This window comes from Actinospineispora spinosispora DSM 44797 (assembly GCF_000429025.1).
GTDB classification, from domain to species: Bacteria; Actinomycetota; Actinomycetes; order Mycobacteriales; family Pseudonocardiaceae; genus Pseudonocardia; species Pseudonocardia spinosispora.
In genome coordinates this window covers 69,203-92,625 of record NZ_AUBB01000024.1, presented here as the reverse complement: position 1 = coordinate 92,625, position 23,423 = coordinate 69,203, and the positions used below count along the sequence as shown (strand labels likewise).

Here is a 23,423-nt window from a genome sequence, read left to right as displayed (position 1 = left end):
CGTCCGGCTCCCATGATCACCACCGCCTCAGGGCTGTTACGGGGCTCGAAAAGTGCCGTCAGGCGGTGGTGATCATGCGGAGCCGGTCTCGCGGCGGGGTGGTCCGGTTCGGGAGCGACCCGCGCCCAGTGCCGTCAGGGTGAGGAGCGCGGCGGTCGCGGCCAGGATGTAGATCGACGGGGTCCAGCTGTGGGTCAGGTCGTGCAGCGCGCCGAGGAGCACCGGACCGATCGCGGCCAGCAGGTAGCCGATCGACTGGGCCATGCCGGACAGCGCGGCGGTCTCGGACGGGGTGGTGGAGCGCAGCGCCATGAACGACAGCGCGAGGACCAGGGTGCCGCCACCGCCGAGGCCCGCGAGGACCACCCAGGCGATGGCGAAGCCCGGTGCGACGGCCAGTCCCAGGTAGCCGAGCAGACAGCACGACGCACAGGTGGCGGCGACCACTCGTTGGCCGCTCAGCCGCCTCGTGACGATCGGCAACGTCAGGCTCACCGCGAGCGCGACGAGCTGGAAGAGGAACAGCACCCAGCCGGCCCGGTCCTCGGTGAAGCCGTGGGTCACCAGAATGCTGGGCAGCCAGGTGATCATGACGTAGAAGCCGAGGGACTGCAGTCCCATGAAGACGGTGACCTGCCAGGCGACCGCGCTGCGCCAGGGCATGCCCGGCACCGGGCCCGATGCCGAACCCCGGTCGACGGCGAACGACGGATGCAGGCACACCGCGATGGCGAACAGCCCGAGCACGACCCAGCAGGCCAGCGCGCCTCGCCACCCGGCCGGCGTCGCGCCGGCCAGCGGAACCGCCACCCCCGAGGCGAGCGCGGCCAGCAGGCCCATGGTGCTCACGTACACGCCGGTCAGGATCCCGACGTGCTCGGGGAACTCGCGCTTGACGACGCCCGGCAGGACCACATTGGCCACCGCGATCGGCGCGGCCAGCAGCACGGTCCCGGCGAACAACGCCCCGGTCAGCGGCACGGACCTGAGCACCGTGCCGACCGCGAGCACCACCATCGCGCCGCACAGCGTCCTCGTCTCGCCCCAGCGCCCGACCAGCCGAGGGGCCAGCGGAGAGACCGCGGCGAAGATCAGCAGCGGGATCGTGGTCAGCAGTCCGGCCGAGGTGGCCGACAGGCGTTGATCGGCCCTGATCGTCGCCACCAGCGGTCCGACGACGGTCAGGCTCGCACGCAGGTTGACCGCGATCAGCACGATCCCGAGGACCAGCACCAGACGCCGGGCCCGGGTGGGCACGGTGCGCTCGGCCGGCCGGCTCATCTCGCCGCCCCCTGCTCCGCGCCCGCCACGATCGCCGCGGCTGCCGCCGCCGCGCTCGTCTCGTCGCCCTCGGCGATGGCATCGACCAACCGCGTGTGCTGACGCTGCTGATGTCCCGCCTGGTCGGGGCGCTCGACGGCGGAGACGAGCGCTTCGGCGCGGGCGCTGCCGAGGCTGTCGTAAAGATCGGTGAGCAGCGGGTTCGCCGCGCCGGCCACGACGGCCCGGTGCAGCTCGCCGTCCGCGAGCGCGATCTCGACCGGGTCACCGACGGCCTCCGCCTCGTGCAGACGGTTCAGCAGGGCTCGCAGGCGCTCCGAGTCGGACGCGCTGCGACGCCGCGCCGCGAGCCGCGCCGCCTCGGTCTCCAGCATCGCGCGAACCTCACGGACCTGTTCCACGCCACACCGCCGCGAGCGACGGGCCAGCACCGCGTCCAGCTCGCTCGAGGCCTGGACGTAGGTGCCGTCCCCGGGCCGGGCGGCGAGCAGCCCGGTGTAGACCAGCGCCCGCAGCGCCTCCCGCACCGTGTTGCGGCTGACCCCGAGCTGCTCGACCAGCTCGTGTTCGGAAGGAACCCGCTCACCCACCGCCCACCGCCCCGAGGTGATGAGCTCTTCGATCTGCTCGGCCACCTGCCGGGACAACGGCACTGACCGACGCGGCCCACGCAGCTGCACCATGCCGGCAACGGTAGCCAAATGTAGGTCATTTGGCTAACTAATAGTGCGCACTGCCTATGCGAAGTCGTCCGAGGTGATCCCCAGGCCGCGCAGGACGGTCGTCAGGCCGTAGTCGAACTCCGCGTCGGAGGTGGACGTCTTCGCCGCCACCGCGCAGGCGCGCAGGCGGGGGAAGGCGTGCTCGGGTAGCCGCAGCACGCCCGCCGCGACCTCGTCGAGCGTCGCCGGCTGCCCCGAGGACACCGGGCCGGCCAGGTCGGCCTGGGCGAAGCCGACGAGGAACGCGAACAGCGTCCGGTAGGCCCCCAGCAGGTCCGACCCGGTGAAACCGGCCCTGGCCAGTGCCTCCAGCAGCGCCTCGATCGGCGCCAGTGCCGCCTCGCTGGCCGTCGGCCTGGTGAGGATGAGCGGGATCGCGGCGGGGTGCGCGTTGAGCGAGCCGCGCAGCTCGACCATCAGCCGGCGCACCTCCACCCCGGCGTCGGCGGCGACGTCCCCGAGCTCGATGTTCGAGACGACGGCCTCGGCGACCAGGCTCTCCAGCCCGGCACGGTCCGCCACGTGGTTGTACAGCGACATCGCCGCGACCCCTAGCTCCCGGCCCAGCGAACGCATGGTGAGCGCCGCGAGCCCGTCGCGGTCGATCACCCTCAGCGCGGCCTCGGCGATCTTCTCCCGACTCAGCACTGCGGGACGCGGCACGGAACACCTCCACACTTGTCAAAGCTTACTGCGTAAGCTTACATTCACTTACAACGTAAGTTTATGGAGGGCGCACCCATGCCACGGACCGAACAGACCACATTCCCCAGCGGCGACGGGCAGTGCACCGCGTGGGTCACGCTGCCGCCGGCTCCCGGCCCGCACCCGGCGGTACTGCTGATACACGGGTTCGGCGCAACCCACGAGATGGCTCTGGCCCACTACGAGCAACGGTTCAGCGAAGCCGGCATGGCGGTGGTGTCGTTCGACTACCGCTTCACCGGCGCCTCGCCGGGCGAGCCACGCCAGCTCATCCGCGTCCGCCACCTGCTCACCGACGTCGAAGCCGCACTGCGCTTCACCCGGTCACTGCCGTCGGTCGACCCCGACCGGACAGCGCTGTGGGGCACGTCGTTCGGCGCCAGCCACGCCATGGTCGTCGCCTCGCGGCATCCGGAGATCGCCGGCCTGGTGGTCAACTGTCCGATGATCGACGGGCTGAACGCGGCCCTGCGCCTCGGTCCGGCCCAACTGCTCAGACTTCTAGGACCGGTCACCTCGGACCTGCTGCGACGCGCCCCTCGATACGTCCCGATGGTCGGCGAGCCCGGTGAGTTCGCGCTGATCAACAGCCCCGGCGCGAAAGCGGGCTGGTACTCGCTCATCCCCGAGGGCAGCGCGTGGGACAACCGCTGCGCCGCCGCCGTGGCGGTGGACCTCCTCCACTACCGGGCCGTCCGGGTGGCGCCGCGCGTCGAGTGTCCGTTCCTGGTGTGCGTCAGCGACAACGAGACCCTGATGGACCCGGCCATCGCCGTACGCGCCGCGAGGCGGGCGCCGAAGGGGCGCGCGATCCACTATCCGTCCGACCATTTCCAGGTCTACCACCCGCCCCTGGTCGATCAGGTCGTCGCCGACCAGACCACGTTCCTGTGCGAGACGCTCCGACTCCCGGCGGGGGTGTGACGTGCCGCTGTTGGCCGGCAACGACGAACGCTTTCTCACCACGGCACACACGCTCACCGAGTCGGACTGGGCCGCCCCCAGCCTGTGCGCCCGCTGGACGAACCACGAGGTCCTCGCCCACCTCGTGCACGGGCTCTCCGCGCCGATCGTCGAGTTCTCCGCGCGCATGGTGGGCGCCCGGGGCAGCTTCGACGTGGCGAACGCCGCGCTGGCCGCCGAGCTCGCGGCCCGCAGGGCCCCGGGTGAGCTGTTGGCGGACTTCGAGCGCGGGCGCGACCGTCGTCGTGGCCTGGGGCGGCTGCTCCCCGACCGGCTCATGCTGGGCGACCACGTGATGCACGAGCTGGACATCGTGTTCGCGCTCGGCCGGCCGTCCACCGTGGCCGCCGACGTGCTGGCCTCGGTCCTGACCACGGAGGTCACCGTCCCCAACCCGTTCGTCCCGGCTCGTCACCGCGCCCGGGACCTGACCCTGCACGCCACCGACATCGGCTGGACCCGTCCCGGCTCATCCCGGTGGACGGTCTCCGGCGCCGCCGCCGACCTGGCCTCCGTGCTGGCCGGCCGCCCCCATGCCCTATCCCGCCTGACCGGCACCGGTGTCCCCCGGCTCCAGCAGCGCCTCACCCCGTAACCCCCGCCCGCCCCGTAACCCCGCCCGCCGCGGCACGAATGTGGCTTTAGGGACGTTGAACGTCCCTAAAGCCACATTCGTGTCATCGGATCAGTGGTTCGGCCGCCGTCACGCGGTGACGCGGCTGGGCGGCGACGGCATCCCGATACAGGAGCGGCGGCTCGCTCAGTGACGATCCAGATGGTTCTTCAACGCGTCGAGCGGGCCGTCCCAGTCGCGCGCCAGCGCGGCGAGGAACTGCTGCGCCACCCGCATCGGCGCGGAACGCAACCGGTACCGGACGCGTCTGCGCTCGCCCGGCTCCGCCGTCACCAGGCCCGCCTCGGCCAGCAACGCCAGGTGTTTCGCGATCGCCTGCCGGGTGATCGGCAGCCGGTCCGCGAGGTCGGTCGCCGTGGCCGGACCGCCCGAGGCGAGCGTGGCGAGGATGCCGCGCCGGCTCGGGTCGGCCAGTGCCACGAACACCTGTTCGGCGACGGCTTCGCTGTCGGTGTCAGGCGGCATCTAGAAAGTCGATCAGCTCACCGAGCTCGCTGCGCCATCCCTCGGTGTGCGCGTCGTACTCGGTGCGGTAGGTCTCCTCGGGTAGCTGTGCGAACCCGGTCTCGACGACCGTCAGCCTCGTGCCCCCGCCGACCGGTTCCAGGGTGAACTCGACGTAGGTGCGGCGCGGATCGTCGTCCGGCAGGCCTTCGAGCTGCCAGGTGAAACCGAACACCGACGGCTCCTCGACCCGTTCCACCCGCATGTTGGCGACGTGCCCGCCGGTCCAGCTCATCTGAGCCGCGCCGCCGGGGCGCAGGTCGATCGTCGCCGCCTCGCCGAACCAGGTACCGAGACCCTCGGCGGTGGTGATCGCCGCCCACACGGTCTTCGGTGGCTGGGTGACCTCGAGGGTCCGTTCGATGCGATCGGGAAAACCCATCCTCAGCCTCCAGAAGTAGCAACTACTCGGTTGCCACTCTAGTGGCTTCTTCATCAGCGCGATCGCACCGGGGTGGGCATACTTTCGCCGGAGAGTCTGCCCACCTGGAGGTTCGATCGTGCCGCTCCATCCCGAAGCCCAGCACCTGCTCGCCGCGCTGGCCGAAGAGAACGTTCCGCCCTTCGAGGAAATGACCGTCGAGGACGCGCGGGCGAGCGCGAAGGGTTTCGCCGAGCTGCAGGGGGACCCGGTCGAGCTCGCCTCGGTCGTCGACCGGACGATCCCCGGGCCGGCCGGCGACGTCCCGGTGCGCATCTACACCCCCGAAGGTGACGGTCCGCTGCCGGTCATCGTGTACTTCCACGGCGGCGGCTGGGTCATCGGCGACATCGAGGTCTCGGACAAGCCCTGCCGGCAGCTGGCCGCTGCCGCCGGCGCGGTGATCGTCTCCGTCGAGTACCGGCTGGCCCCCGAGCACCGCTATCCCGCCGCGTTCGAGGACTGCTACGCCGCCACCGCATGGGTCGCCGGGCACGCCGACGAGCTGGGCGTCGACGCGTCGAAGCTCGCCGTCTCCGGGGACAGCGCGGGTGGCAACCTCGCGGCGGTCGTCGCACTGGCCGCGCACAACCAGGGCGGCCCGGCGATCAGCGCGCAGGTGCTGCTCTACCCGGTGACCAACCCGGACTTCAACACCGAGTCCTACCTGAGCAACGCCGACGGATACCTGCTGACCAGAGGGTCCATGCAGTGGTTCTGGGCGCACTACCTCGGCGACCAGGACGCCGACCAGTACGCGGCACCGTTGCGCGCCGAGAGCCTCGAGGGCCTGCCGCCCACCTACCTGGCGACCGCCGAGTTCGACCCGCTGCGTGACGAGGGCGAGAGCTATGGCAAGCGGCTCGCCGACTCCGGGGTCTCGGTCACCTCGGCCCGGTTCGACGGCATGGTGCACGGCTTCTTCTGGACCCTCGCGGCCACGCCGAGCGCGTCGCATGTCGTCGACGACATCGTCGCCTTCCTGCGCGGCGTCTGGAACTAGACGAAGCGCTCGACCAGCAGTGCGACCCCGATGACGACCATGCACACCCCGGACACCCTGGACACGGCGCGTGCGGTACTCGGCCGCGAGTGCAGCACGCGCCGCGCGCAGGCGCCGACCACCAGGTAGACGGCGGCGCAGGTCAGAGTGAACACGAGCCCGAGCGCACCCAGCTGGCAGGCGATCGGCCACGGCGCGCCGGGGCTGGCGAACTGGGGCAGCATCGCGACGAAGACGAGCAGGCCCTTCGGGTTCAGTGCGCTCACCCCGATCCCCCTGGCCAGAGTGGCCCGTCGGGTGGCTGTGGTGCGTTCCTGCCCACCGGGTGCGGTGGCCGGGTGGCGCAGTGTGCTGACCCCGAGCCAGACCAGGTAGGCGCCGCCGACGACGGTCAGCACGCGCAGCGCGACCGGGCTGGACGCGACGAGCGCACCGACACCGGCCGCGACGACGACCGTCATGGCGAGGTAGCCGAGCACGATGCCCGACGCGGCCGGGAGGACGTGCCCGCGCAGACCGGCGCTGATCGCGAACGCCCAGTCGGGTCCCGGGACGATGATCAGCAGGGCGGCGACGGCCCAGAATCCGAGCAGTGCGCTGAGCGGCATGGGTCTTCACTCCTTGCGGTCTGCCAAGAACGCTATGACCGACTCGCCGGAATGTGGTTCCAAGAATTACCTCGATCAGCCGTAACAGTGGAAAGATTTCCTCCATGGACGCGGTTGACCGGAAGATTCTTGCCGTGCTGCAAGAGGAAGGGCGGCTGACGCTCACCGAGCTCGCGTCCCGGGTACGGCTGAGCGTGTCGCCGTGCCATCGCAGGCTCCGCGAGCTCGAACGCGGCGGCGCGATCCGTGGTTATCGCGCGGTCGTCGACCCGGTCGCGCTCGGCATGACGTTCGAGGCGCTGGTGTTCGTCACGATGCTGCAGGAGGACCGGGAGACCCTGCTGAGCTTCGAGGAGGCGGTCACCCGCATCCCGAACGTCCTGCTGGCGCAGCGTCTGTTCGGCGACCCCGACTACCTGCTGCGGATCGTCACCGAGGACCTGGCCGCGTACCAGCAGCTGCAGGACGACACGCTGTCTCTCCTGCCCGGGGTGGCACGGATGAACTCGACGCTGGTCATGAAGCGAGTGGTCGACAACCGCCCGCTGCCGACCGCGAAACCCGCTTCGCCGCCCGCTTAGCATCGGATTCATGCGTACCGTGCTCCGGCAGGATCTGACCTCGGCCATCAAGGCCAGGGACCGCGTCGCCATCACCGCGCTGCGGTCGGCGCTCGCCGCCATCGAGAACGCCGAGGCCGCCGACAACACGGCTCCGTCGCCGAGCGGGAACGCGCACTTCGCGGGCTCGGTCGCCGGTGGCGCCGAGGTTCCCCGCCGCGTGCTGACCGAGCACGACGTGCGCGCGATCGTCGAGGCGGAGGTCCAGGAGCGCTCGACGAGTTCGGCGGAGTACGAGCGCCTGGGCCGCGAGGACGCCGCCGAACGCCTGCACGCCGAGGCCGCCGTGCTCGCCCGCTACCTCTAGCCGCAGGTCACAGCTCGTGAGTGGTACGGGCGCCTATAGGCGCCCGTACCACTCACGAGGTGTGGGGCTGAGCCGCAGGTCAGGGTTCGTGAGTGTTGAGTGTGGCTATAGCCATACTCAACACTCACGAGGGTCAGGCGGGGCCGAAGGTGGCTCGGACCGTGCCCAGGCCGGTGATCGTCGCCTCGTAGGTGGTGTCGGGCTGGGCCGGGACCATCGGGCCCAGGGCGCCGGACAGGATCACGTCGCCCGCGCGCAGCGGGGTGCCGAAGCGGCGGGCGGTCTCGGCCAGCCACTGCAGCGCGATGCACGGGTCGCCCATGCACGCCGACCCGGCGCCCTCGGAGACGACCTCACCGTTCGCGGTCATCGACATGGTCGCGCCGGGCAGGTCGAGCCCGTCCAGGGACAGGTGTTGCGAGCCGAGCACGTACACGCCGCAGGAGGCGTTGTCCGCGACCGTGTCGACGAGGCGGATGTTCCAGTCCGCGATCCGGCTGTCGACGATCTCCAATGACGCGACGACCGAGCGGACCGCGTCGCGCACGACGTCGAGCGTCAGGTCGTCGCGGTCCAGGTCGGCACCCAGCACGAACCCGACCTCGGCCTCGACCTTGGGCTGCAGCAGCCGCGACATCGGGATCGTCTCGCCCTCGCCGAACGCCATGTCCTCGTACAGAATCCCGAGATCCGGCCGGTCGACACCGAGCTGCGCCTGCACGGCCGGCGCGGTCAGCCCGATCTTCGACCCGACGATGCGCCGCCCGGACTCGAGCGACGAGGAGGTCAGGAGCCGCTGCACGGCGTACCCGAACTCCATCTGGTCGGCCGGGTCGGTGGCCTCCCCGTCCGGGAGGAGGTCGCGGATCGGGGCGCACGGCGTGCGGTCGGCCGCCGCCTGCCGGAGCCTGTCGGCGGCCAGGACGTGCAGTTCGGGATCGGTGAGCGCGCTTGTCATTCCACGTTCCTAACCCATGCTGCTTCCGCCGTTGACACTGACCACCTGTCCTGTGACGAATGCGCCGTCTGGGCCGACCAGGTAGGCGACCGCGCCCGCGACGTCTTCGACGCGGCCGGGCCGCGCCATCGGGATGAGGTCGGTCGCCGCGTCCAGCACCGCGAGGAACGCCTCGTCGAACCTGCCCGCCTCGACCCCGGCGGTGATCTCCGGTGTCTCGACGTACGACGGCGCGACCGTGTTGACCGTGATGCCGGAGGTGGCGAACTCCCTGGCCAGCGCCGTGCACATGGCGTGGACGCCACCCTTGGCCGCGTTGTACATGGCGTGGTCGAGCAGCCCGTTGCGCACCGACTCCGCCCCGATGTTGACGATCCGGCCACCACCGCGGGAGACCAGGTGCGGCAGCAGTGCCCTGGTCGCGCGGATCGTGGTCCACAGATTGTTGTCGATCGTCGCCTGCAGGGTCTCCTCGGTGTGCTCCAGCGTCGCCCGGATGACGCCGCCGCCCGCGTTGTTGACCAGGATGTCCGCTCCGCCGTACGCCTCGGTCGCCACCGCGAGCAGCCGGTCCGCCTCGCCGGGCAACGCGAGGTTGCCGACGCAGCCGACCGGCTTGTGCCCTGCCGAACGCAGCGCATCCAGCGCCTTGGTCAGCTCGTCGTCGGAGATCGCTCCGATGACCACGTCCGCACCGTCGGCCAGCAACCGCTCGACGATGGCGAAGCCGATTCCTCTGGTGCCGCCGGTGACGATCGCGACCTTGCCCTGTAGAGGGCTCATAGAGTGCCCGGTCTCGCGGGCCGGAGGGCTCATAGAGTGCCCGGTCTCGCGGGCCGGAGGGCTCATAGAATCACCGCAAGGTCACCGGCGGGGCGCAGCTCGGTCATATCCAGTTCGCACCGCTTGGACCGGATGCGCAGCGCACCGTCACGCAGCACCAGCCGGTACCGGTAGCGGCCGACGTAGTAGCTGGCCTTGCCGTTGCGGAACCGCCACACCGTGAACAGCGCGTCCACCGGCAGCTGGTCATCGACGACCACCCCGAGCCGGACGTTGGTGACCTGGTGGTTCGTGCGTGAATGCGGGTACTCGCGGTGCGCTTTGCGGCTGTTGAGCCGCTCGACCCGCAGCCGCAGCCGCAGCTCGTCGTCGTCGATCAGGACGAGGTCACGGGTCGGGTCGCCGTCCGGGGTGTCGTTGCACGGCACGACGTAGCGCAGCTCGGTGTCGAACAGCGCGAACCAGCCGTCGAGGTCCCAGGCGTCGAGCAGCGCGGCCTCGCTGTACAGGAAGTCCTCGACGGCGGAACGGTCCAGCGAGGTCAGCGGGTGGAGTGTGGCGGTCATCGGCCTTCGACCCTTCCGTACGCGGCCTCACCCATCTGGTCAGCCCAGCGACGCCAGAACACGCGCATCTGGTGCTCGTCGTTGCCTTCGGGGGTGCGTGCCATGCCCCGGGAGATATCGTTCCACTCCACGCCGCCGGAGTTGAAGCCCTGCTGGCACGACTCGAGCGCCTCGACGTCGTCGGGAGTGGCGAACCCGGCCGGTCCGAGGAACGTCAGGAAACTGTCCAGCCGGCGTTGCCGCAGCTGGGGCAGCTCGCCTCGGGGCGCCATCTCCCACGCGGTGATGTCCATCCGGCCCGGCGAGAGCGGCATGAACGTCCGGACCGTGACCGCCATGATGTCGTTGACCACCAGGTTCGGGTAGATCAGCATGTTGCGGTTGGTGTCGGCCATGCGCGACGCGCGTTCCTCGCCGTGCTTGGCGACCAGGTCGGCGCGCAGCGCGAGGATCTCCTCCTTCGCGTGCTCACCGAAGAGCGGCTCCCACTTAGCGATGGGCCTGCCCCAAGGAGCGGAGTACTCCAGCACCGCGTGCCCGTTGCCCAGGTCGCGCGCGGTGCCCTTGACCCCGCCCTTCAGGTCCGTACCCAGCGCGACCAGGTACTTGAAGTAGGTGTCGTGCACCGACACCGCGTGGTAGCCGTCGATGCTGTTCTCGCACAGCAGCTTCCAGTTGGCGTCCATGCAGTACTCGTTGGTGCCCCGGACGATCTCCATCTCCCCGTCGGCGGAGTCGATCACCAGGTCCAGGTACTCGCGCGCCCCGGCGAGGTAGGTGACCAGGTCGACGATGTCCGGGTCGTAGCTGACGAACACGAACCCCCGGTAGCTCTGGACCTTCGGCGACTTCAGGCCGAGCTTCGAGAAGTCCAGGTTGTCGCCGTAGCCCGCGCGGTCCGGAACACCCTTGAGGTCGCCCTCGGAGTCGAAGCTCCAGTGGTGGTAGAAGCACGGGAACGTCTTCGAGTTGCCGGACGCCTGCCGGCAGATCATCGCGCCCCGGTGGGTGCACGAGTTGTGGAAGACCTTCACCTGGCCGGACTTCGCGGCCCGGACCATGAACAGGGCCCTACCACCCACCGAGCGGCGTACGAAGTCACCGGGCTTCGACACCTCGGACTCGTGGCCGATGTAGAGCCAGCAGCGGTCGAAGATCCGGCGCCGTTCCTGTTCGAAGATCTCGGGCGAGACCATCGACGAGCGATGCACCCGGAAGCTGTGGTGCTCGGGGTCCTCGTCGACCAGCGGGAACCCGGTCAGCCGTGCCGGGGCGTCTTCGGTGAGGGTCATGATCCGCCTCCGCTCAGGAACTGGTGGACCACCGCGTTGAAGTCGGTCGCCCGCTCGATCTGGGTCCAGTGGCCGCAGTGGGCGAACACCGCGAGGTCGGCGTCGGGCAGCAGCCGCACCATGTTCCACGCGACGTCGACCGGCACGACCTTGTCCTCGCGGCCGTGCAGCAGCAGCGTGCGGGTCCCGATCGCGCGGACCTGCTCCTCGGTGATCCCCAGCTGGCTACCGGCGTGCCGCTCGGAGAACATGTCGGTGTAGGCCTCGAACGCGCCCGGCTCCATGCTCGCCTTGTACCTGGTCCGGACCAGGTCGTCGGTGATGATCGACTTGTCGACGGCGAAGCAGTCCAGCAGCATCTGCCGCATGTTCTCCTCGGACGGCTGGTAGGCGCGCAACGCCTTGAGCCCCTCGGTGATCGTCATGCCGACGCCCGGAGCGCCCATCAGGACCATGCGCTCGATGCGTTCCGGGTGCTGGCCCGCCATGTGCAGCGCGATCCGCCCGCCGAGTGAGTTGCCGACGATCGACGTGCGGCCCAGCTCCATGACGTCCATGAACGACCAGACGTGCTCGCGCCAGGTGTCCAGCGAGTAGTACACGTCCGCCGGCCGCTCGGTGTAGCCGAACCCGACCAGGTCAGGGGCGAGGACCCGGTAGCCGCGCTCGGCGAGCGGCGCCATGTTGAGCCGCCAGTTGGCCCAGGCCGAGACACCGGGGCCGGACCCGTGCAGCATGAGCAGCGGTGTGCCGTCCTTCGGGCCGTACTCGTGGAAGTGGGTGCTGAAGCCGTTCGTGAGGACGGTTGCCTCTTCGGTCTGCGTGCTGGTCACGAGGTGGCCTTTCCGTCGAAGATCGCAAAACACTTGTTGGAGTTGAATACGTCGGTGACGACGAAGTCCGACCAGGTCAGCGGCAGGTTCAGCTCGTGCATCGCGCCCGCGAGGCAGAACCAGTTGAGCATCTCGTGCTGACCGGCGTCGACGACCTGCTTGCCGGTGGTAGCGGTCCAGGTGTCCCAGTCACCCGCCACGAACGCGTCGTAGAGCACCTGGTCGGCCGGGGTGTCGGGGCGCAGGTGCCAGTCCTTGTCGTTGAGGAACGCGTGCGACCAGCTGGAGCTGGCCACCAGCGCGACCCGCAGATCGGTGCCGGCGAACGCCCTGGCCACGGCGCCGCCCAGCTGGAAACAGCGCCGGGGTGAGGGGCCGATCGGATCGAGGCGTTCGTCTTCGATGTCGGCGAACCGCGCGAGACCGCCCCTGCGGGCGATTGCGTGCTGGCCGTAACAGTTCACGGTGATCGGCAGAATCTTGTATGGGAATTCGCGGCCGGCGTTGTCGTAGTCCAGGAACAGCTGTGTGTTCGCGATCGCGTGCGGGAAGTGCCCCGCCTCGCGCTTCTGGTAGCTGTAGGCGACGTCGAAACCGTCTTCGAGGAGCTCGTTGGCAAGTCTGCGGGCACCCGGTTCGTCCCCGTGCAGGGTGAACGTCATGTCGTCGGGCAGCCCCCACACGTTGGGCGCGCCGCGTTCGTTCATCACCTCGAACGGGCAGACCTCGGTCTCGCCGTAGGCCAGCACGCAGAACGGCGGGACGACCTCCTCGCGGAAGTTCTCGTACTGGTCATCACCCCAGACCAGCACTACATCGGGGCTGAACTCGTCGAGCGCCGCCCGGCACGCGGTGAGGTCTTCCCGCAGGTGCTTGCGGTGGCCGGCCGCCGCCGCCGTTCCGCCGTCGGCAGCCCATTCCCGGCGCATCAGCTCCGGCCAGGCCGCCGGGTCCTTGTGCTGGTCGGGGATGCCGGGATCGGCCAACGTCCAGCGCAGCAGATCGGCCATGCGATCGTCGGCAACCGACAGCAGGGGGTAGTGGGTCAGCCCAAGGCCGAGAAACTCCGCCACGACATCCTCCTTGAAGTCTGTCGAGAACTTTAGAGATTCTAGTACCAAGATTCAAGGGGCGGTATGCGAACTGGCAGCTCGCACAGAGGCTGGAACCCAATGCCACTCGGCTCAGTTCGATCATGTTGCTGAGCCGCGGCTTCACCGGTGGTGACGTTTACCGCGGCCTGGACCGGGGCGGTGAGGCTCGGGGCCGGACGTGGGTGGCCGGCCGGCGGCTGAGTGCACGGGCTGCGCCCGGACGCTTCCCAAACCAGCACCACCAGCACCAGCGGCCCCGTCAGCGGCACTTCGCCCCCGACCGGCATTTGATGATCACCACGGTCTGGTGGCTGATTTTTCGCCCGGAAACAGCCACCAGGCCGTGGTGATCATGGTTCACGCACGATGATCCACTTAGGCTCAGTGCGAGCCCTGCCGCTGGGCTAAGAACGGGTGATCTCGATGGCCATGTTGGGGCATTCGTAGGCGAGCTTCTCGGCGCGTTCCTGGGTCAGACCGGACGTGTCGAGAACCTCGGCGATGCCCTCGTCATTGAGGTCGAAGACCTCGGGCGCGAGGAACATGCAGCGCTGCGCACCCATGCACAGCTCGGAGTCGATCCTGACGGTGAAGGACATCGCTCTAGTTCCCGGTCCACTTACCGGCGCGCTTCTCTCCGAACGCGTCGACGGCCTCGCGCAGGTCGTCGCTGGCCAGACTGGTGCTCTCCAGCGCGAAGCTGAGGTCGAGCACCTCGTTCGCCCTGCTCATCAGAAACTTGTTCAGCGCCCGCTTGGTCAGCTGAACGGCCAGCGGCGGTAGCTCGGCCATCCGCACGGCGAGGGCCAGCGCGGCCGGACGCACCTCATCGCGGGTGTCCACGAGATCGCTCACCACGCCGAGCTGGTGCGCGTCGGCGCCGGTCAACGGGTCGCCGGTGAGCAGATGTCGTTTCGCCCTGGCGAACGGCATGTTGAGCGGCCACACGATCGCGCCACCGTCACCGGCGACGAGCGCCATCCGGACGTGCGTGTCGGCGATCTTCACCTCCGGCGCGGTCACGACCGCGTCGCCGAGCAGCACGACCGTGGCCCCGAGCCCGTAAGTGTCCCCGGCCAGCGCGATGACCAGCGGTTTCGGGAAGTCCCCGAGCGCGTGGAACAGCCTGCGGCCGTCGTCGAGCATCGCCAGGCGTACCTGGGCGTCCCGGTTGGCCGCGAGCATCATCGCGGTGTCCCCGCCGGAGGAGAAGTACTTGCCGGTCGAGGACAGCACGACCGCCCTGACCTCGACGTCGGCGGCCAGCTCGGTCAGTGCGGCGGTGAGCTCGCGGTGCAGGACGTCGTCGAACCGGTTCAGCAGCTCGGGCCGACTGAGCTGGACCTCGGCGATGCCGTCGGCCCGCGAGATGGTCAGGCTCTGGTACCCGGCGCCGATGCTCATGCGGCGACCTTAGTGTAGCAAGTACATGCTTCACAAGCGGTCGTGTTCCGGCGACCGGGGCCTGAGTGCGCCATCCTGTGGGCGTGACTTCGCATGCACCCTCCCTGGACGGGCGCCGCTTCGCCGCCACCGACGTCGACGCCCACGGTGAGGTCGGGCTCGACACGACCTTCGAGTACCGCGAGAAGGACGGAGAGATCTGGGGCTCCTACTCCGGTGGTTCGGTCCGGCGCGGGTTCCTGGTCGGCACCAGGACCGGGGACCAGCTCGACTTCCGCTACTCCCAGCTCAACATCGACGGGGAGACCTCCAGCGGGCACTGCCGGTCCCGGATCGACGTGCTCACCGACGGCAGGGTGCGACTCACCGAAACCTGGGAATGGGAGTCCAGGACGGGCTCGGGCACCAGCGCCGTCGAGGAGTTCCGTAGCTGACGGGCACACGGTGGACCAGCCGTTCTCCTCGGGATTGGCCCGCGAGAACGGCGGCGGTCGAACCTAGCCTGATGGACATGGCAACGATCACCACCAGGATGACCGGCACCGACCTGCAGCAGGTCGTGCCACCGTTCATCCCCCAGGGCTCGCACGTGATGACCCGTATCCTCGACCTGCCGCCGGGCGACCCGGGCCTCGGCCCGCACCGCCACTCCGGACCGGTCTTCGGCTACATGCTGGAGGGCGAGATGCTCTTCGAGCTGGAGGGTGCGGCGCCCTACGTGATCAAGCAGGGCGAGGCGTTCTGGGAGCCGGGCGGCGACGTCATCCACTACACCGCCGCGAACCTTCTGGACGATCGGAACAGCAGGTTCCTCGTGGTGATGCTCTGCGCACCGGACGTCGAGATGATCACCATGGTGAGCGAGGAGGAGCTGGCCGCGAAGGCCGACGCGCGGCTTCCCAGGGGCTAACGCACAAGCTGGGCGGCGATCCAGGCGATGCCGTCGGCCGTCTCGGCCGGCGAGCCCGACGGTTGCATGACGTGGCTCAGAACCATGCGCACGACGGAGTCCAGCACCATGCGTTCGCGCGCCGGTTCGAGTCCCGTGCTCAGTCCCGCCGAGCCGAGGCCCTCGGCGACCGCTTCGGTCGCCCGCTCGATCAGACCTTGGGAGTGCGTCGTGAGAAGCGGCAGCAGGTCGCTGCCGCCGGTGTGCGCCGAGTCGAGAATGGACTTGACCAGCGGGTTGTCGGCGGCGGTCTGCAATGCGCCCTCGCACGCGGCGCGGACCGCCTCGACGACCGTGCTCTGGGCTCGGATGCGATCGCGCACCAGCTCCAGGAACCGGCCGAGCTCGCGCATCACCAGCTCCTCGGCGATGCGCGGCTTCGAACCGAACTCGTTGTAGACCGTCTGCCTGCTGACCCCGACCTCGTCGGCCAGCTTGCTCATCGTCACCGCCGTCCACCCCTCCGACGAGGTGATCGCGGCGGCGGCGTCGAGCAGTCTGTCCCGCAGCAGGGACCGCACGGTGTCCCGGAAGGTCGCGGCGTCGGTGCTCATGCCTCGAGGCTATCTGCCTAGACGCGGGTGACCTCGACCATTTCGAAGTCTTCCTTCGACGCACCGCAGTCCGGGCAGCTCCAGTCGTCCGGGATGTCCTCCCAGCGGGTGCCCGCCGCGATGCCTTCCTCTGCCCAGCCCTGCGCCTCGTCGTACTCGAAGCCGCAGACCTCGCAACGCCAGACCTTCATGAGTTCGCTCCTTCGAGAGCTTCGAAATCCTGTTGTTCGCGGACGCCGCAGTCGGGGCAGCACCAGTCCGGGTCGATCTGGTCGAACGGTGTGCCGGCCGGCCAGCCCTCGCGGGGCTCGCCGCGTTCGGAGTCGTAGACGTAGTCGCAGTTGGGGCAGCGGAACCTGCTCATGCCGCGACCCCGTACCGGGCGAGGATGCGGTCGCGCTTGCTCGGCTGCAGGTTCGCCTTGGTCAGGTCGCCGTCGAAGTGCGCGACGACACGCTTGTCCATGACCGAACGCCAGATGGCCGGTACCCAAGTCAGCACGATCATCCCGGCGTACCCGGTGGGCAGCACCGGCGACTCGGCGAAGTCACGCAGCGCCTGGTAGCGCCTGGTCGGGTTCGCGTGGTGGTCGCTGTGCCGCTGCAGGTGGTAGAGCAGCACGTTCGTGCCGAGGTTGTTGGAGTTCCAGCTGTGGCTGGGGTTGACCCGCTCGTAGCGCCCGGACGCGGTCTGCTGGCGCAGCATGCCGTAGTGCTCGAGGTAGTTGATCGTCTCCAGCAGCCAGATTCCGACCAGCGCCTGCAGCACCAGGTACGGCAGGATGCCCACGCCGAACGCGATCACCAGGCCGCCCCACAGCACGACCGACATGGCCCACGCGTTGAGGACGTCGTTGCGCAGCGTCCACGGCGACTGGTCCAGGCGGGCGAGTCGCTTCTTCTCCAGGCTCCATGCGCTGGTCAGGCTGCCCCGTACGGTGCGCGGCAGGAATCCCCACACGGTCTCGCCCATGCGTGAGCTGGCCGGGTCCTCCGGGGTCGCGACGCGGACGTGGTGGCCTCGGTTGTGCTCGATGTAGAAGTGGCCGTAGAACGTCTGGGCCAGCGCGATCCTGGCGAACCAGCGCTCGTGCTGTTCCTTCTTGTGACCCAGCTCGTGGGCGGTGTTGATCGCGATGCCGGCGACCACGCCGAGGCCGAGCGCCAGGCCGATCCTGGCCGTCACGTCGAGACTGCCGAGCATCCACATGCCCCAGACCAGGACGCCCAGCTGGACCGGAATGAACGCGTAGGTGACCCAGCGGTAGTAGCGGTCCTCCTCCAGGCTCTTGACCGCCTCGTCCGGTGGGTTGTTCTTGTCCGTTCCGACGACGAGGTCCACCAGCGGGACGAGGACGAAGAGGAAGACGAGGGTGAAGTACCAGAACGCCTCGATACCCGTGCTCGCCGCCAGACCCCAGCTGGCGAGCGGTAGCAGCGGGATGATCGCGCCGAGGATCCACAGGTAGCGCTTGCCGTCTCGCCATTCTGTCGTCGTTCGCGTCGGTTCTGACTCCACTGTCATTCTTCTTCGCTCCCTCTGCCGGCTTGGTTTACAGAAGCGTAGCTGTTGTACATATTTGCGACAAGAGGTTGTTTGGTGTCATCCCCGCTGGCCGTCGAGTGTGCTTGGCGTGGCCGCCCGCTATCAACCCCCGGCTGGCGCCGGCCTCGCGCGGGTTCCTGGTTGCGCGTAGTTCGGGGGCGAGGTTTCAGGGTTGACAGCGGGCGGCCACGCCAAGTGCTGGCCAGGATCGCGGGGATGGGGGTGGTGTGCGTGCACGCCGTAGGCGGTTGCGTGTTTTGTGCGTGTGTAGCTTCCTGGCCTGGATATATCACCCTTTTGGTCTAGTCTCTGGCGCCGGTTTTTGTCGGGGGTCGGCCGTAGCGTCTGGGTTGTGGCAGCGGCTGGTGTGGTTCCGGAGGGGTTGGCGTCGATGGCGCCAGGCCCGGAACTCGCCGCTGCCCTGGCTCGGGTTGATCGGTCCTCGGTGTGCAACGGTGACCTTGTTGAGGTGCTGAAAGCTCGGTATCGGTTGCAGGCGCATGTTGCTGCTCAGTTGGCGGCGGACATTGCCGCGTTGGGTGGGCGTGACCCCGAGGCTGATCCGCGTGAGGTCGCGTTGGTGGCCGAGCCGGGCCGCTATGTGGCGGATGAGTTGCGGGTGGCGTTGTCGTGGACTCGGCGTAAGTCGGATGCGGAGTTGGATTTCTCCTGGCTGCTGCTCTCGTGCCTGCCGTTGGTGTTCGATGCCCTGGATTCGGGGTGTATCGATCTGCCCAAAGCCCGCATCTTCGCTACTTACCTGGCTGATCTCCCCGAGGCCCGGCGCGCCGAAATCTGTCAGGCGGTGTTGCCGAAGACTCCGCCATGGACGACTGGGAAGCTGGCCGCCTATCTGCGCAAGCTGGTCATCGGCTCCGACCCCGACCGTGCCCAGGACCTCTATGAGAAGGCGTTCGACCGCCGCAGCGTGGTCGGGTATTTGAACGAGGACGGCACCGCGACTCTCTCCGCCTCGGGTATCGCTCCGGAGGACATGGCCGCCGCGTGTACTCGGGTCAATGCTCTGGCCCAGGCGATCAAGCGGGCTGGGTGTCCGGCGCGGGTGGATCAGATTCGCGCGGACGTGTTCTGCGGGCTACTCGACGGCACCCTGCACGGCCTGGACCGCGCCGCGATCATCGCGCACTTCCGGGGCGAGGCATCGGCGGGAAAGCCCCAAGGGATCGAGGTCCGCGCCGAGCTCGCCACCCTGCTCGACCTCAGCGACCGCCCGGGCGAGCTACCGGGCTGGGGACCGATCCTGGCCGCCAACACCCGCCGCACCGTTCTGCAGCAGCGGGGCGGGTCGTGGACCTTCGCCGTGTGCGACGAACACGGCTACCTCCCGGTGCCCGGGGTCCTGCGCTCCCGCCCGACCCACGCCACCCGAGGGCGTGCCGGTGGCACGGTCGAACTACAACTCACCGCCGCGCTGCTCGCCCAGCTGGTGCAGAACCCGCCGCCGGGGTGGGAACGAGTCATCGCCGACATCGCGGCCCAGTGCGACGCCTGGTCCGACACCCGCACGACGTTGAACTCCCGACCCGAACGTCGTTTCCCGGTCGCCGCACTCCGGCTCTACAGCCAGATCCGCGACCGCGGCTGCCTCGGCCCAGGCTGTCGCCGCCCAGCCCGGGAATCGGAGTTCGACCACACCATCGACTTCCACCACGGCGGCCCCACCACCGACACCAACGCCGGCCAACTCTGCGCCCACGACCACGACCTCAAAACCCGAGGCCGATGGCGCCTCCAACAACCCACACCAGGCCAGTTCCGCTGGACCAGCCCATTCGGCCAGACCTACCGGACCCGGGGCGACCCGGTCATCACCCCACCACCCTCCACACCCGACGACGAGCCGCCACCTTTCTGACCAGCGGCAGCCTGGTTCAGCGTGACGTCTCCTCGCCGTCGGCGACCGCCTCGCCGAAGTAGATGATCATGAGGACGGTGAAGATCAGTGCCTGGAGCAGGCCGATGAACATGTCGAACAGCTTCCACGCCGCGGTCGGCAGCCACAGCACGTAGGCGGGCAACCGGCCGACGACCATGACCATCAGGCCGCCGGCGAACATGTTCCCCCACAACCGCAGGGCGAGCGACACCGGGCGACCGAAGTACTGGATGACGAACTCGTTGAGGGCCAGGAACGCGTAGGGCTCGCGGAAGTGGCGGAAGTAGCCCCTGACGCCTTTACTCCGGATGCTCACCACGTGCACCCAGATGATCACCAGTAGGGCCATCGGGTAGACGAGGTTGACGTCCGCGGTCGGCGACGGCACGACCGACTCGGTGGGTAATGCCGCCAACCAGTTGGCGATCAGGAGGAACGCGAACGTCGTGACACCCAGCTGTACGACACCACGGGGCGCCCGAACGCCCATTTGTTCGGCCACCTGGTGTTGGACCCACTCGACGAACGTCTCGAACAGCAGCTGCAGCTTGCTCGGCCGCCCGGCGCTCGCGTGGCGGGCCATGTGGAGACCGGCGCCCAGCACGATCGACCCGGCCGCGCCGGTGCCGATCAGGGTGTCGGTGTTGAAGGTCAGTCCGAGGAACTCGAACGTCGAGTGGTGGCCAGGCTCGATGATCATTCGGTCGCGCCCTTCAGCCTAGTTTGCGAACGACGTTCGCAAACGACCATAGCTGTTAGCGTACGGCGTTCGCAATGGAGAGGACTGGCGTGGCTCACGAACTGATCTGGATGCGGCCCGTGGTCGAGGCGACCACGGGACGACCGGCCGAGCTGAGCCGTGAGCAGATCACCGCCGCGGCGATCGCGATCGCCGATGCCGACGGTCTGGCGGCGGTCACCATGCGGCGGGTGGCGAACGAGCTGGGGACCGGCGCGGCGACGCTGTATCGGCATCTGTCGACGCGCGATGACCTGCTCGACCTGATGATCGACCAGGCCTTCTGCGAGTACGAGCCGGCTCCGGACACCGGCGACTGGAGAGCGGATCTCGTGGCCGACTACCTGCGGCAGCTGGCGTTGTTCCGGGCTCGCCCGTGGCTCGTCGACGCGATCGCGCTACGCCCCGGGCTCGGCCCTCGGGTCGTGGGGATCGTGGAGGGCGTCCTCACCCGGATGTCCGGTCACCCGGCTCCTGCCTCGGCGAAGATGGAAGCTCTCGGAACGCTCACCGGCATCGTGCGGATGCACGCGCAGCAGGAACGGCTGGGCGGGGTCCTCGACGAGGACTTCGCCCTCGCGCAAGCGGCGTACCTGCGGCACATGACCCGCGACGGCTCCTATCCCCACCTCGCGGCCGCGCTGACCGGAGTCGGGCTCCAGCCCGGCGATTCGATCGATGACAGGTTGGCGCGGATACTCCGGCTCAACCTCGACGGCCTGCTTCCCGAGTCGTGAGCCCGCCCGATGAGATTTCAGCGTCTCGCTGGTCTACCTACCGACATCACTCGCTTCGAACGGAGCCCACAGCAATGGCAAAGATCATCTCGAGTCTGTTCGTCTCGGCCGACGGCATCGCCGAGATCGACCCGGGCTGGCACTTCCCGTACTTCGACGAGAACATGGGTCGCGCGGTCAGCGAAGATTACGATGCGACCGCGGTGCTGCTCATCGGCCGCGAGACCTACGACAGCTTCGCCGGGGCGTGGCCGGTCCGAGAGGTAGAGGGCGGGGCGGACGCGCCGTTCGCGACGCAGCTCGGCGACATGCGCAAGATCGTCGTCTCTCGTCAGCCGCTCGAGTTCTCCTGGCGTAACTCGGAGCTGCTCGACGGCGACCTCGTCGAAGCGGTCGCCGCACTCAAGGCCGACGAGGACGTCAGCGCAATCCTCGTCGCCGGCTCGATCTCCGTCGTACAGCAGTTGCTGGCCGCGGGGCTGATCGACGAGCTCCGCCTGCTGGTCCATCCCGTGGCCGCGCGCAAGGGCCGCAAGCTCTTCGACGACGGCGACGTCCCGTACCACCTGAAGGTGACGGCTACCGAGGTGTACCCGACGGGCGTGATCCGGGTGATCTACGCACCTACCGAGGCACCCGCGAAGGTCGCTTACGACGAGGTCAAGGACCAGGTGCCGGACGGACGGTAGCCCAGCGCTATAACGTTGGTCATGACCACCGCGAGAGAGATCGAGTACCGGGCCGACGGCAAGACGATGGTCGGACGGCTGACCCTGCCGGACGGGGAGGGCCGCCGTCCCGCGGTGCTCATCGCGCACGAGGGCCCGGGGCTCGACGATCATCAACGGCACCGGGCGGATGAGCTCGCCGAGCTGGGCTACGTCGCGTTCGCGCTCGACTAGCAGGGCGGCGGCACGGTCATGACCGACCGTGCGGCCATGATCGCCCGGCTCGACGGCCTGTGGCACGACCCGGAACGGACCCGCGGCATCGCTCGCGCCGGCCTGGACATCCTGCTCGCCCAGCCGCGCGCGGACCCCGGCAAGGTCGCGGCGATCGGGTACTGCTTCGGTGGGCACCTGGTGCTGGAGCTGGCCAGGAGCGGCACCGACCTGGCGGCCGTGGTCGGGTTCCATCCCCGGCTGGCGACGACCCGGCCGCTGGACGCGGGCAACATCACCGGCACGGTGCTCGTCTGTATCGGCACCGACGATCCGCTGATCTCGACCGGCGAGCGGCTGGTGTTCGAGGAGCAGATGACCGCTGCCGGCGTCGACTGGCGGATGAACCTGTACGGCGGAGCGCAGCACAGCTTCACCCACCCGCAGGCCGATCGCGTCGAGGTCCCCGGCCTGCGGTTCGACGAACTGTCCGCGCGGCGGTCGTGGCGGGCGATGCTCGAACTGTTCGACGAGACGTTCAGCTGACCCCGAGATACAGGCCGAGCAGGACGACACAGACCAGCAGGCAGTAGCCCTCGAAGAGGCTCCGCAGGACGACCGGCGCGGCGCGCAGCTCCATGAAGTACAGGCCGACGAACCGGACCTTCACGAAAGCCACCACCAGGATGAGGATCGTGCGCGCCTCGGTGGAGGACAGCCCGTGGTCGGTGCCCAGCCAGAACGACAGCAGCGTCGCCGCGACCAGCGCCACCCAGACCACGGTGATCCGGGTGCGCAGGAGCACGTTGAGAGTGGTCATCGATGCCTACTTGATCAGGTACAGGAGCGGGAACAGGACGATCCACAGCAGGTCGACCATGTGCCAGAAGCACGCGCCGCCCTCGACGAAGCCGAACTGCCGGTCGGTGAGCACCGGCTTCCTGGCCAGGCGAACCAGGAACGCGAGCACGACCATGCCCAGCAGCAGATGGAAGAAGTGCAGCCCGGTGAGCACGAAGTAGTACATGTAGAAGTCGTTGGTGGCCGGGGTGACGCCCGCGGCCAGTTTCGCGCTGTACTCCAGGAACTTCACCACCGCGAACCCGAACCCGCACACCATCGACGCCGCGAACAGCCACGGCGCCACGCGGGCTCGGGAGCGGAGCCCTCGGACTCCCATCACGACGAACAGCGAGCTGGTGAGCAGCAACAGCGTGTTGATCACGCCGTAGGTCTGGCTCAGTGTCTGCTGCCCGGTGATGAACAGGTCGGGCTGCTGGCCCCGGTAGAAGAGGTAGGTCGCGAAGAAGACCGCGAACACCACCATGTCGCCGAGGATGAAGACCCACACCCCCTCCTCACCGGGGGTGTGGCGGCTCTGGGCTCGCTGAGGTTCGGTCCGGCGCGAGATGACGGACATCCC

General features: G+C 68.9%; 29 protein-coding genes and 2 pseudogenes. 11 read left to right on the top strand and 20 right to left on the bottom strand.

Annotated features, from left to right (window positions below; all coding sequences use genetic code 11):
- Positions 1–72: 72 nt before the first annotated feature.
- The 3 genes from G406_RS0110365 to G406_RS0110355 are packed head-to-tail and all read right to left on the bottom strand — an operon-like array spanning position 73 to position 2,666.
- Positions 73–1,281 (bottom strand): CynX/NimT family MFS transporter, encoded by a 1,209-nt coding sequence (locus G406_RS0110365; RefSeq protein WP_028933777.1) that lies wholly within the window; start codon positions 1,279–1,281, stop codon positions 73–75.
- Positions 1,278–1,964: a FadR/GntR family transcriptional regulator gene (locus G406_RS0110360; RefSeq protein ID WP_028933776.1), complete on the bottom strand. Its 687-nt coding sequence runs from the start codon at positions 1,962–1,964 to the stop codon at positions 1,278–1,280. Before G406_RS0110360 ends, G406_RS0110365 begins: the two co-directional genes overlap by 4 nt.
- A 54-nt stretch (positions 1,965–2,018) precedes the next feature.
- Positions 2,019–2,666, bottom strand: coding sequence for a TetR/AcrR family transcriptional regulator C-terminal domain-containing protein (locus G406_RS0110355; protein WP_028933775.1), 648 nt, complete (start codon positions 2,664–2,666; stop codon positions 2,019–2,021).
- A 78-nt stretch (positions 2,667–2,744) separates the two neighbouring features.
- On the opposite strand from G406_RS0110355, the gene G406_RS0110350 reads away from it, so the two are divergent.
- Both G406_RS0110350 and G406_RS0110345 read left to right on the top strand, forming a co-directional pair.
- Positions 2,745–3,632, top strand: coding sequence for an alpha/beta hydrolase (locus tag G406_RS0110350; RefSeq protein ID WP_028933774.1), 888 nt, complete (start codon positions 2,745–2,747; stop codon positions 3,630–3,632).
- A gap of 1 nt (position 3,633) precedes the next feature.
- The gene (locus tag G406_RS0110345; protein WP_028933773.1) at positions 3,634–4,266 is read left to right on the top strand and encodes a maleylpyruvate isomerase family mycothiol-dependent enzyme; all 633 of its coding nucleotides are present in this window, start codon (positions 3,634–3,636) and stop codon (positions 4,264–4,266) included.
- 165 nt (positions 4,267–4,431) lie between these two features.
- Here G406_RS0110345 and G406_RS0110340 read toward each other — a convergent pair whose 3' ends face one another.
- Both G406_RS0110340 and G406_RS0110335 read right to left on the bottom strand, forming a co-directional pair.
- Positions 4,432–4,770 carry an ArsR/SmtB family transcription factor gene (locus G406_RS0110340; RefSeq protein WP_028933772.1) on the bottom strand — a complete coding sequence of 113 codons (339 nt, stop codon included), beginning with the start codon at positions 4,768–4,770 and terminating at the stop codon, positions 4,432–4,434.
- Positions 4,760–5,191: an SRPBCC domain-containing protein gene (locus G406_RS0110335; RefSeq protein WP_028933771.1), complete on the bottom strand. Its 432-nt coding sequence runs from the start codon at positions 5,189–5,191 to the stop codon at positions 4,760–4,762. Before G406_RS0110335 ends, G406_RS0110340 begins: the two co-directional genes overlap by 11 nt.
- Before the next feature lie 118 nt (positions 5,192–5,309).
- Between G406_RS0110335 and G406_RS0110330 the strand changes: the two genes are divergently transcribed.
- The gene (locus G406_RS0110330) at positions 5,310–6,233 is read left to right on the top strand and encodes an alpha/beta hydrolase (protein ID WP_028933770.1); all 924 of its coding nucleotides are present in this window, start codon (positions 5,310–5,312) and stop codon (positions 6,231–6,233) included.
- Here the strand turns inward: G406_RS0110330 and G406_RS0110325 are convergent.
- On the bottom strand, positions 6,230–6,841 hold the full coding sequence (locus G406_RS0110325; RefSeq protein WP_028933769.1) for a LysE family translocator: 612 nt from the start codon (positions 6,839–6,841) through the stop codon (positions 6,230–6,232). The genes G406_RS0110330 and G406_RS0110325 overlap by 4 nt on opposite strands.
- A 104-nt stretch (positions 6,842–6,945) precedes the next feature.
- On the opposite strand from G406_RS0110325, the gene G406_RS0110320 reads away from it, so the two are divergent.
- Entirely contained in the window at positions 6,946–7,422 is a 477-nt protein-coding gene (locus G406_RS0110320) for an Lrp/AsnC family transcriptional regulator (RefSeq protein ID WP_028933768.1), read from the top strand.
- A 10-nt stretch (positions 7,423–7,432) separates the two neighbouring features.
- Positions 7,433–7,768, top strand: a complete 336-nt coding sequence (locus G406_RS0110315; protein WP_028933767.1) for a GatB/YqeY domain-containing protein — start codon at positions 7,433–7,435, stop codon at positions 7,766–7,768.
- 133 nt (positions 7,769–7,901) lie between these two features.
- Here G406_RS0110315 and G406_RS0110310 read toward each other — a convergent pair whose 3' ends face one another.
- The 8 genes from G406_RS0110310 to G406_RS0110275 all read right to left on the bottom strand — a co-directional run bounded on the left by G406_RS0110310 (position 7,902) and on the right by G406_RS0110275 (position 14,698).
- Positions 7,902–8,726 (bottom strand): 2-keto-4-pentenoate hydratase, encoded by an 825-nt coding sequence (locus G406_RS0110310; RefSeq protein WP_028933766.1) that lies wholly within the window; start codon positions 8,724–8,726, stop codon positions 7,902–7,904.
- Positions 8,727–8,735: 9 nt separating this feature from the next.
- Positions 8,736–9,509, bottom strand: a complete 774-nt coding sequence (locus G406_RS0110305; protein ID WP_028933765.1) for an SDR family NAD(P)-dependent oxidoreductase — start codon at positions 9,507–9,509, stop codon at positions 8,736–8,738.
- A gap of 62 nt (positions 9,510–9,571) precedes the next feature.
- Positions 9,572–10,075, bottom strand: a complete 504-nt coding sequence (locus G406_RS0110300; RefSeq protein WP_051341908.1) for an aromatic-ring-hydroxylating dioxygenase subunit beta — start codon at positions 10,073–10,075, stop codon at positions 9,572–9,574.
- Positions 10,072–11,367 (bottom strand): aromatic ring-hydroxylating oxygenase subunit alpha, encoded by a 1,296-nt coding sequence (locus G406_RS0110295; RefSeq protein WP_028933763.1) that lies wholly within the window; start codon positions 11,365–11,367, stop codon positions 10,072–10,074. The genes G406_RS0110300 and G406_RS0110295 overlap by 4 nt, the downstream gene beginning before the upstream one ends.
- On the bottom strand, positions 11,364–12,200 hold the full coding sequence (locus G406_RS0110290) for an alpha/beta fold hydrolase (RefSeq protein ID WP_028933762.1): 837 nt from the start codon (positions 12,198–12,200) through the stop codon (positions 11,364–11,366). Before G406_RS0110290 ends, G406_RS0110295 begins: the two co-directional genes overlap by 4 nt.
- Positions 12,197–13,273, bottom strand: a complete 1,077-nt coding sequence (locus G406_RS0110285; RefSeq protein ID WP_028933761.1) for a DODA-type extradiol aromatic ring-opening family dioxygenase — start codon at positions 13,271–13,273, stop codon at positions 12,197–12,199. Before G406_RS0110285 ends, G406_RS0110290 begins: the two co-directional genes overlap by 4 nt.
- Positions 13,274–13,698: 425 nt before the next feature.
- Complete coding sequence (locus G406_RS45990) at positions 13,699–13,893, bottom strand: ferredoxin (protein ID WP_037075963.1); 195 nt, start codon at positions 13,891–13,893, stop codon at positions 13,699–13,701.
- A 4-nt stretch (positions 13,894–13,897) separates the two neighbouring features.
- Positions 13,898–14,698: an enoyl-CoA hydratase/isomerase family protein gene (locus G406_RS0110275; RefSeq protein ID WP_037075961.1), complete on the bottom strand. Its 801-nt coding sequence runs from the start codon at positions 14,696–14,698 to the stop codon at positions 13,898–13,900.
- Positions 14,699–14,781: 83 nt separating this feature from the next.
- Between G406_RS0110275 and G406_RS0110270 the strand changes: the two genes are divergently transcribed.
- Both G406_RS0110270 and G406_RS0110265 read left to right on the top strand, forming a co-directional pair.
- On the top strand, positions 14,782–15,132 hold the full coding sequence (locus tag G406_RS0110270; RefSeq protein ID WP_028933759.1) for an avidin-fold protein: 351 nt from the start codon (positions 14,782–14,784) through the stop codon (positions 15,130–15,132).
- Between the two features lie 77 nt (positions 15,133–15,209).
- Complete coding sequence (locus G406_RS0110265; protein ID WP_028933758.1) at positions 15,210–15,608, top strand: cupin domain-containing protein; 399 nt, start codon at positions 15,210–15,212, stop codon at positions 15,606–15,608.
- Here G406_RS0110265 and G406_RS0110260 read toward each other — a convergent pair.
- The 3 genes and pseudogenes from G406_RS0110260 to G406_RS45985 all read right to left on the bottom strand — a co-directional run bounded on the left by G406_RS0110260 (position 15,605) and on the right by G406_RS45985 (position 17,725).
- On the bottom strand, positions 15,605–16,201 hold the full coding sequence (locus tag G406_RS0110260; protein ID WP_051341907.1) for a TetR/AcrR family transcriptional regulator: 597 nt from the start codon (positions 16,199–16,201) through the stop codon (positions 15,605–15,607). The genes G406_RS0110265 and G406_RS0110260 overlap by 4 nt on opposite strands.
- Positions 16,202–16,218: 17 nt before the next feature.
- The gene (locus G406_RS0110255; protein ID WP_028933756.1) at positions 16,219–16,392 is read right to left on the bottom strand and encodes a rubredoxin; all 174 of its coding nucleotides are present in this window, start codon (positions 16,390–16,392) and stop codon (positions 16,219–16,221) included.
- Positions 16,389–17,725 (bottom strand): annotated as a pseudogene (locus G406_RS45985) (fatty acid desaturase). The gene G406_RS0110255 and the pseudogene G406_RS45985 overlap by 4 nt, the downstream one beginning before the upstream one ends.
- Positions 17,726–18,098: 373 nt before the next feature.
- Here G406_RS45985 and G406_RS0110240 point away from each other — a divergent pair.
- Positions 18,099–19,622, top strand: a complete 1,524-nt coding sequence (locus G406_RS0110240) for an HNH endonuclease signature motif containing protein (RefSeq protein WP_156934771.1) — start codon at positions 18,099–18,101, stop codon at positions 19,620–19,622.
- A gap of 16 nt (positions 19,623–19,638) precedes the next feature.
- Here the strand turns inward: G406_RS0110240 and atpB are convergent, their stop codons facing one another.
- Positions 19,639–20,343, bottom strand: a complete 705-nt coding sequence (atpB, locus tag G406_RS0110235) for a F0F1 ATP synthase subunit A (RefSeq protein WP_028933753.1) — start codon at positions 20,341–20,343, stop codon at positions 19,639–19,641.
- A gap of 89 nt (positions 20,344–20,432) precedes the next feature.
- On the opposite strand from atpB, the gene G406_RS0110230 reads away from it, so the two are divergent.
- The 3 genes and pseudogenes from G406_RS0110230 (at position 20,433) to G406_RS45980 (ending at position 22,546) form a co-directional block, all read left to right on the top strand.
- Entirely contained in the window at positions 20,433–21,119 is a 687-nt protein-coding gene (locus G406_RS0110230; RefSeq protein ID WP_169736671.1) for a TetR/AcrR family transcriptional regulator, read from the top strand.
- Positions 21,120–21,193: 74 nt separating this feature from the next.
- On the top strand, positions 21,194–21,808 hold the full coding sequence (locus tag G406_RS0110225; RefSeq protein ID WP_028933751.1) for a dihydrofolate reductase family protein: 615 nt from the start codon (positions 21,194–21,196) through the stop codon (positions 21,806–21,808).
- Positions 21,809–21,829: 21 nt separating this feature from the next.
- Positions 21,830–22,546, top strand: a pseudogene (locus G406_RS45980) (dienelactone hydrolase family protein).
- Here G406_RS45980 and G406_RS0110215 read toward each other — a convergent pair.
- Positions 22,539–22,820: a cytochrome C oxidase subunit IV family protein gene (locus tag G406_RS0110215; RefSeq protein ID WP_028933750.1), complete on the bottom strand. Its 282-nt coding sequence runs from the start codon at positions 22,818–22,820 to the stop codon at positions 22,539–22,541. The pseudogene G406_RS45980 and the gene G406_RS0110215 sit on opposite strands and share 8 nt — an antisense overlap.
- 6 nt (positions 22,821–22,826) lie before the next feature.
- Positions 22,827–23,420 carry a cytochrome c oxidase subunit 3 gene (locus G406_RS0110210; protein WP_028933749.1) on the bottom strand — a complete coding sequence of 198 codons (594 nt, stop codon included), beginning with the start codon at positions 23,418–23,420 and terminating at the stop codon, positions 22,827–22,829.
- Positions 23,421–23,423 lie beyond the last annotated feature (3 nt).

Bases quoted from the DNA above. Each gene is read 5' to 3' on its own strand.
- G406_RS0110315 (WP_028933767.1), top strand. From the start codon at position 7,433: ATGCGTACCGTGCTCCGGCAGGATCTGACCTCGGCCATCAAGGCCAGG.
- atpB (WP_028933753.1), bottom strand. From the start codon at position 20,343: ATGATCATCGAGCCTGGCCACCACTCGACGTTCGAGTTCCTCGGACTG.
- G406_RS0110215 (WP_028933750.1), bottom strand. From the start codon at position 22,820: ATGACCACTCTCAACGTGCTCCTGCGCACCCGGATCACCGTGGTCTGG.
- G406_RS0110300 (WP_051341908.1), bottom strand. From the start codon at position 10,075: ATGACCGCCACACTCCACCCGCTGACCTCGCTGGACCGTTCCGCCGTC.
- G406_RS0110210 (WP_028933749.1), bottom strand. From the start codon at position 23,420: ATGTCCGTCATCTCGCGCCGGACCGAACCTCAGCGAGCCCAGAGCCGC.
- G406_RS0110320 (WP_028933768.1), top strand. From the start codon at position 6,946: ATGGACGCGGTTGACCGGAAGATTCTTGCCGTGCTGCAAGAGGAAGGG.
- G406_RS45990 (WP_037075963.1), bottom strand. From the start codon at position 13,893: ATGTCCTTCACCGTCAGGATCGACTCCGAGCTGTGCATGGGTGCGCAG.
- G406_RS0110350 (WP_028933774.1), top strand. From the start codon at position 2,745: ATGCCACGGACCGAACAGACCACATTCCCCAGCGGCGACGGGCAGTGC.
- G406_RS0110225 (WP_028933751.1), top strand. From the start codon at position 21,194: ATGGCAAAGATCATCTCGAGTCTGTTCGTCTCGGCCGACGGCATCGCC.
- G406_RS0110340 (WP_028933772.1), bottom strand. From the start codon at position 4,770: ATGCCGCCTGACACCGACAGCGAAGCCGTCGCCGAACAGGTGTTCGTG.
- G406_RS0110260 (WP_051341907.1), bottom strand. From the start codon at position 16,201: ATGAGCACCGACGCCGCGACCTTCCGGGACACCGTGCGGTCCCTGCTG.
- G406_RS0110265 (WP_028933758.1), top strand. From the start codon at position 15,210: ATGGCAACGATCACCACCAGGATGACCGGCACCGACCTGCAGCAGGTC.
- G406_RS0110365 (WP_028933777.1), bottom strand. From the start codon at position 1,281: ATGAGCCGGCCGGCCGAGCGCACCGTGCCCACCCGGGCCCGGCGTCTG.
- G406_RS0110255 (WP_028933756.1), bottom strand. From the start codon at position 16,392: ATGAAGGTCTGGCGTTGCGAGGTCTGCGGCTTCGAGTACGACGAGGCG.
- G406_RS0110275 (WP_037075961.1), bottom strand. From the start codon at position 14,698: ATGAGCATCGGCGCCGGGTACCAGAGCCTGACCATCTCGCGGGCCGAC.
- G406_RS0110310 (WP_028933766.1), bottom strand. From the start codon at position 8,726: ATGACAAGCGCGCTCACCGATCCCGAACTGCACGTCCTGGCCGCCGAC.
- G406_RS0110305 (WP_028933765.1), bottom strand. From the start codon at position 9,509: ATGAGCCCTCTACAGGGCAAGGTCGCGATCGTCACCGGCGGCACCAGA.
- G406_RS0110335 (WP_028933771.1), bottom strand. From the start codon at position 5,191: ATGGGTTTTCCCGATCGCATCGAACGGACCCTCGAGGTCACCCAGCCA.
- G406_RS0110360 (WP_028933776.1), bottom strand. From the start codon at position 1,964: ATGGTGCAGCTGCGTGGGCCGCGTCGGTCAGTGCCGTTGTCCCGGCAG.
- G406_RS0110295 (WP_028933763.1), bottom strand. From the start codon at position 11,367: ATGACCCTCACCGAAGACGCCCCGGCACGGCTGACCGGGTTCCCGCTG.
- G406_RS0110325 (WP_028933769.1), bottom strand. From the start codon at position 6,841: ATGCCGCTCAGCGCACTGCTCGGATTCTGGGCCGTCGCCGCCCTGCTG.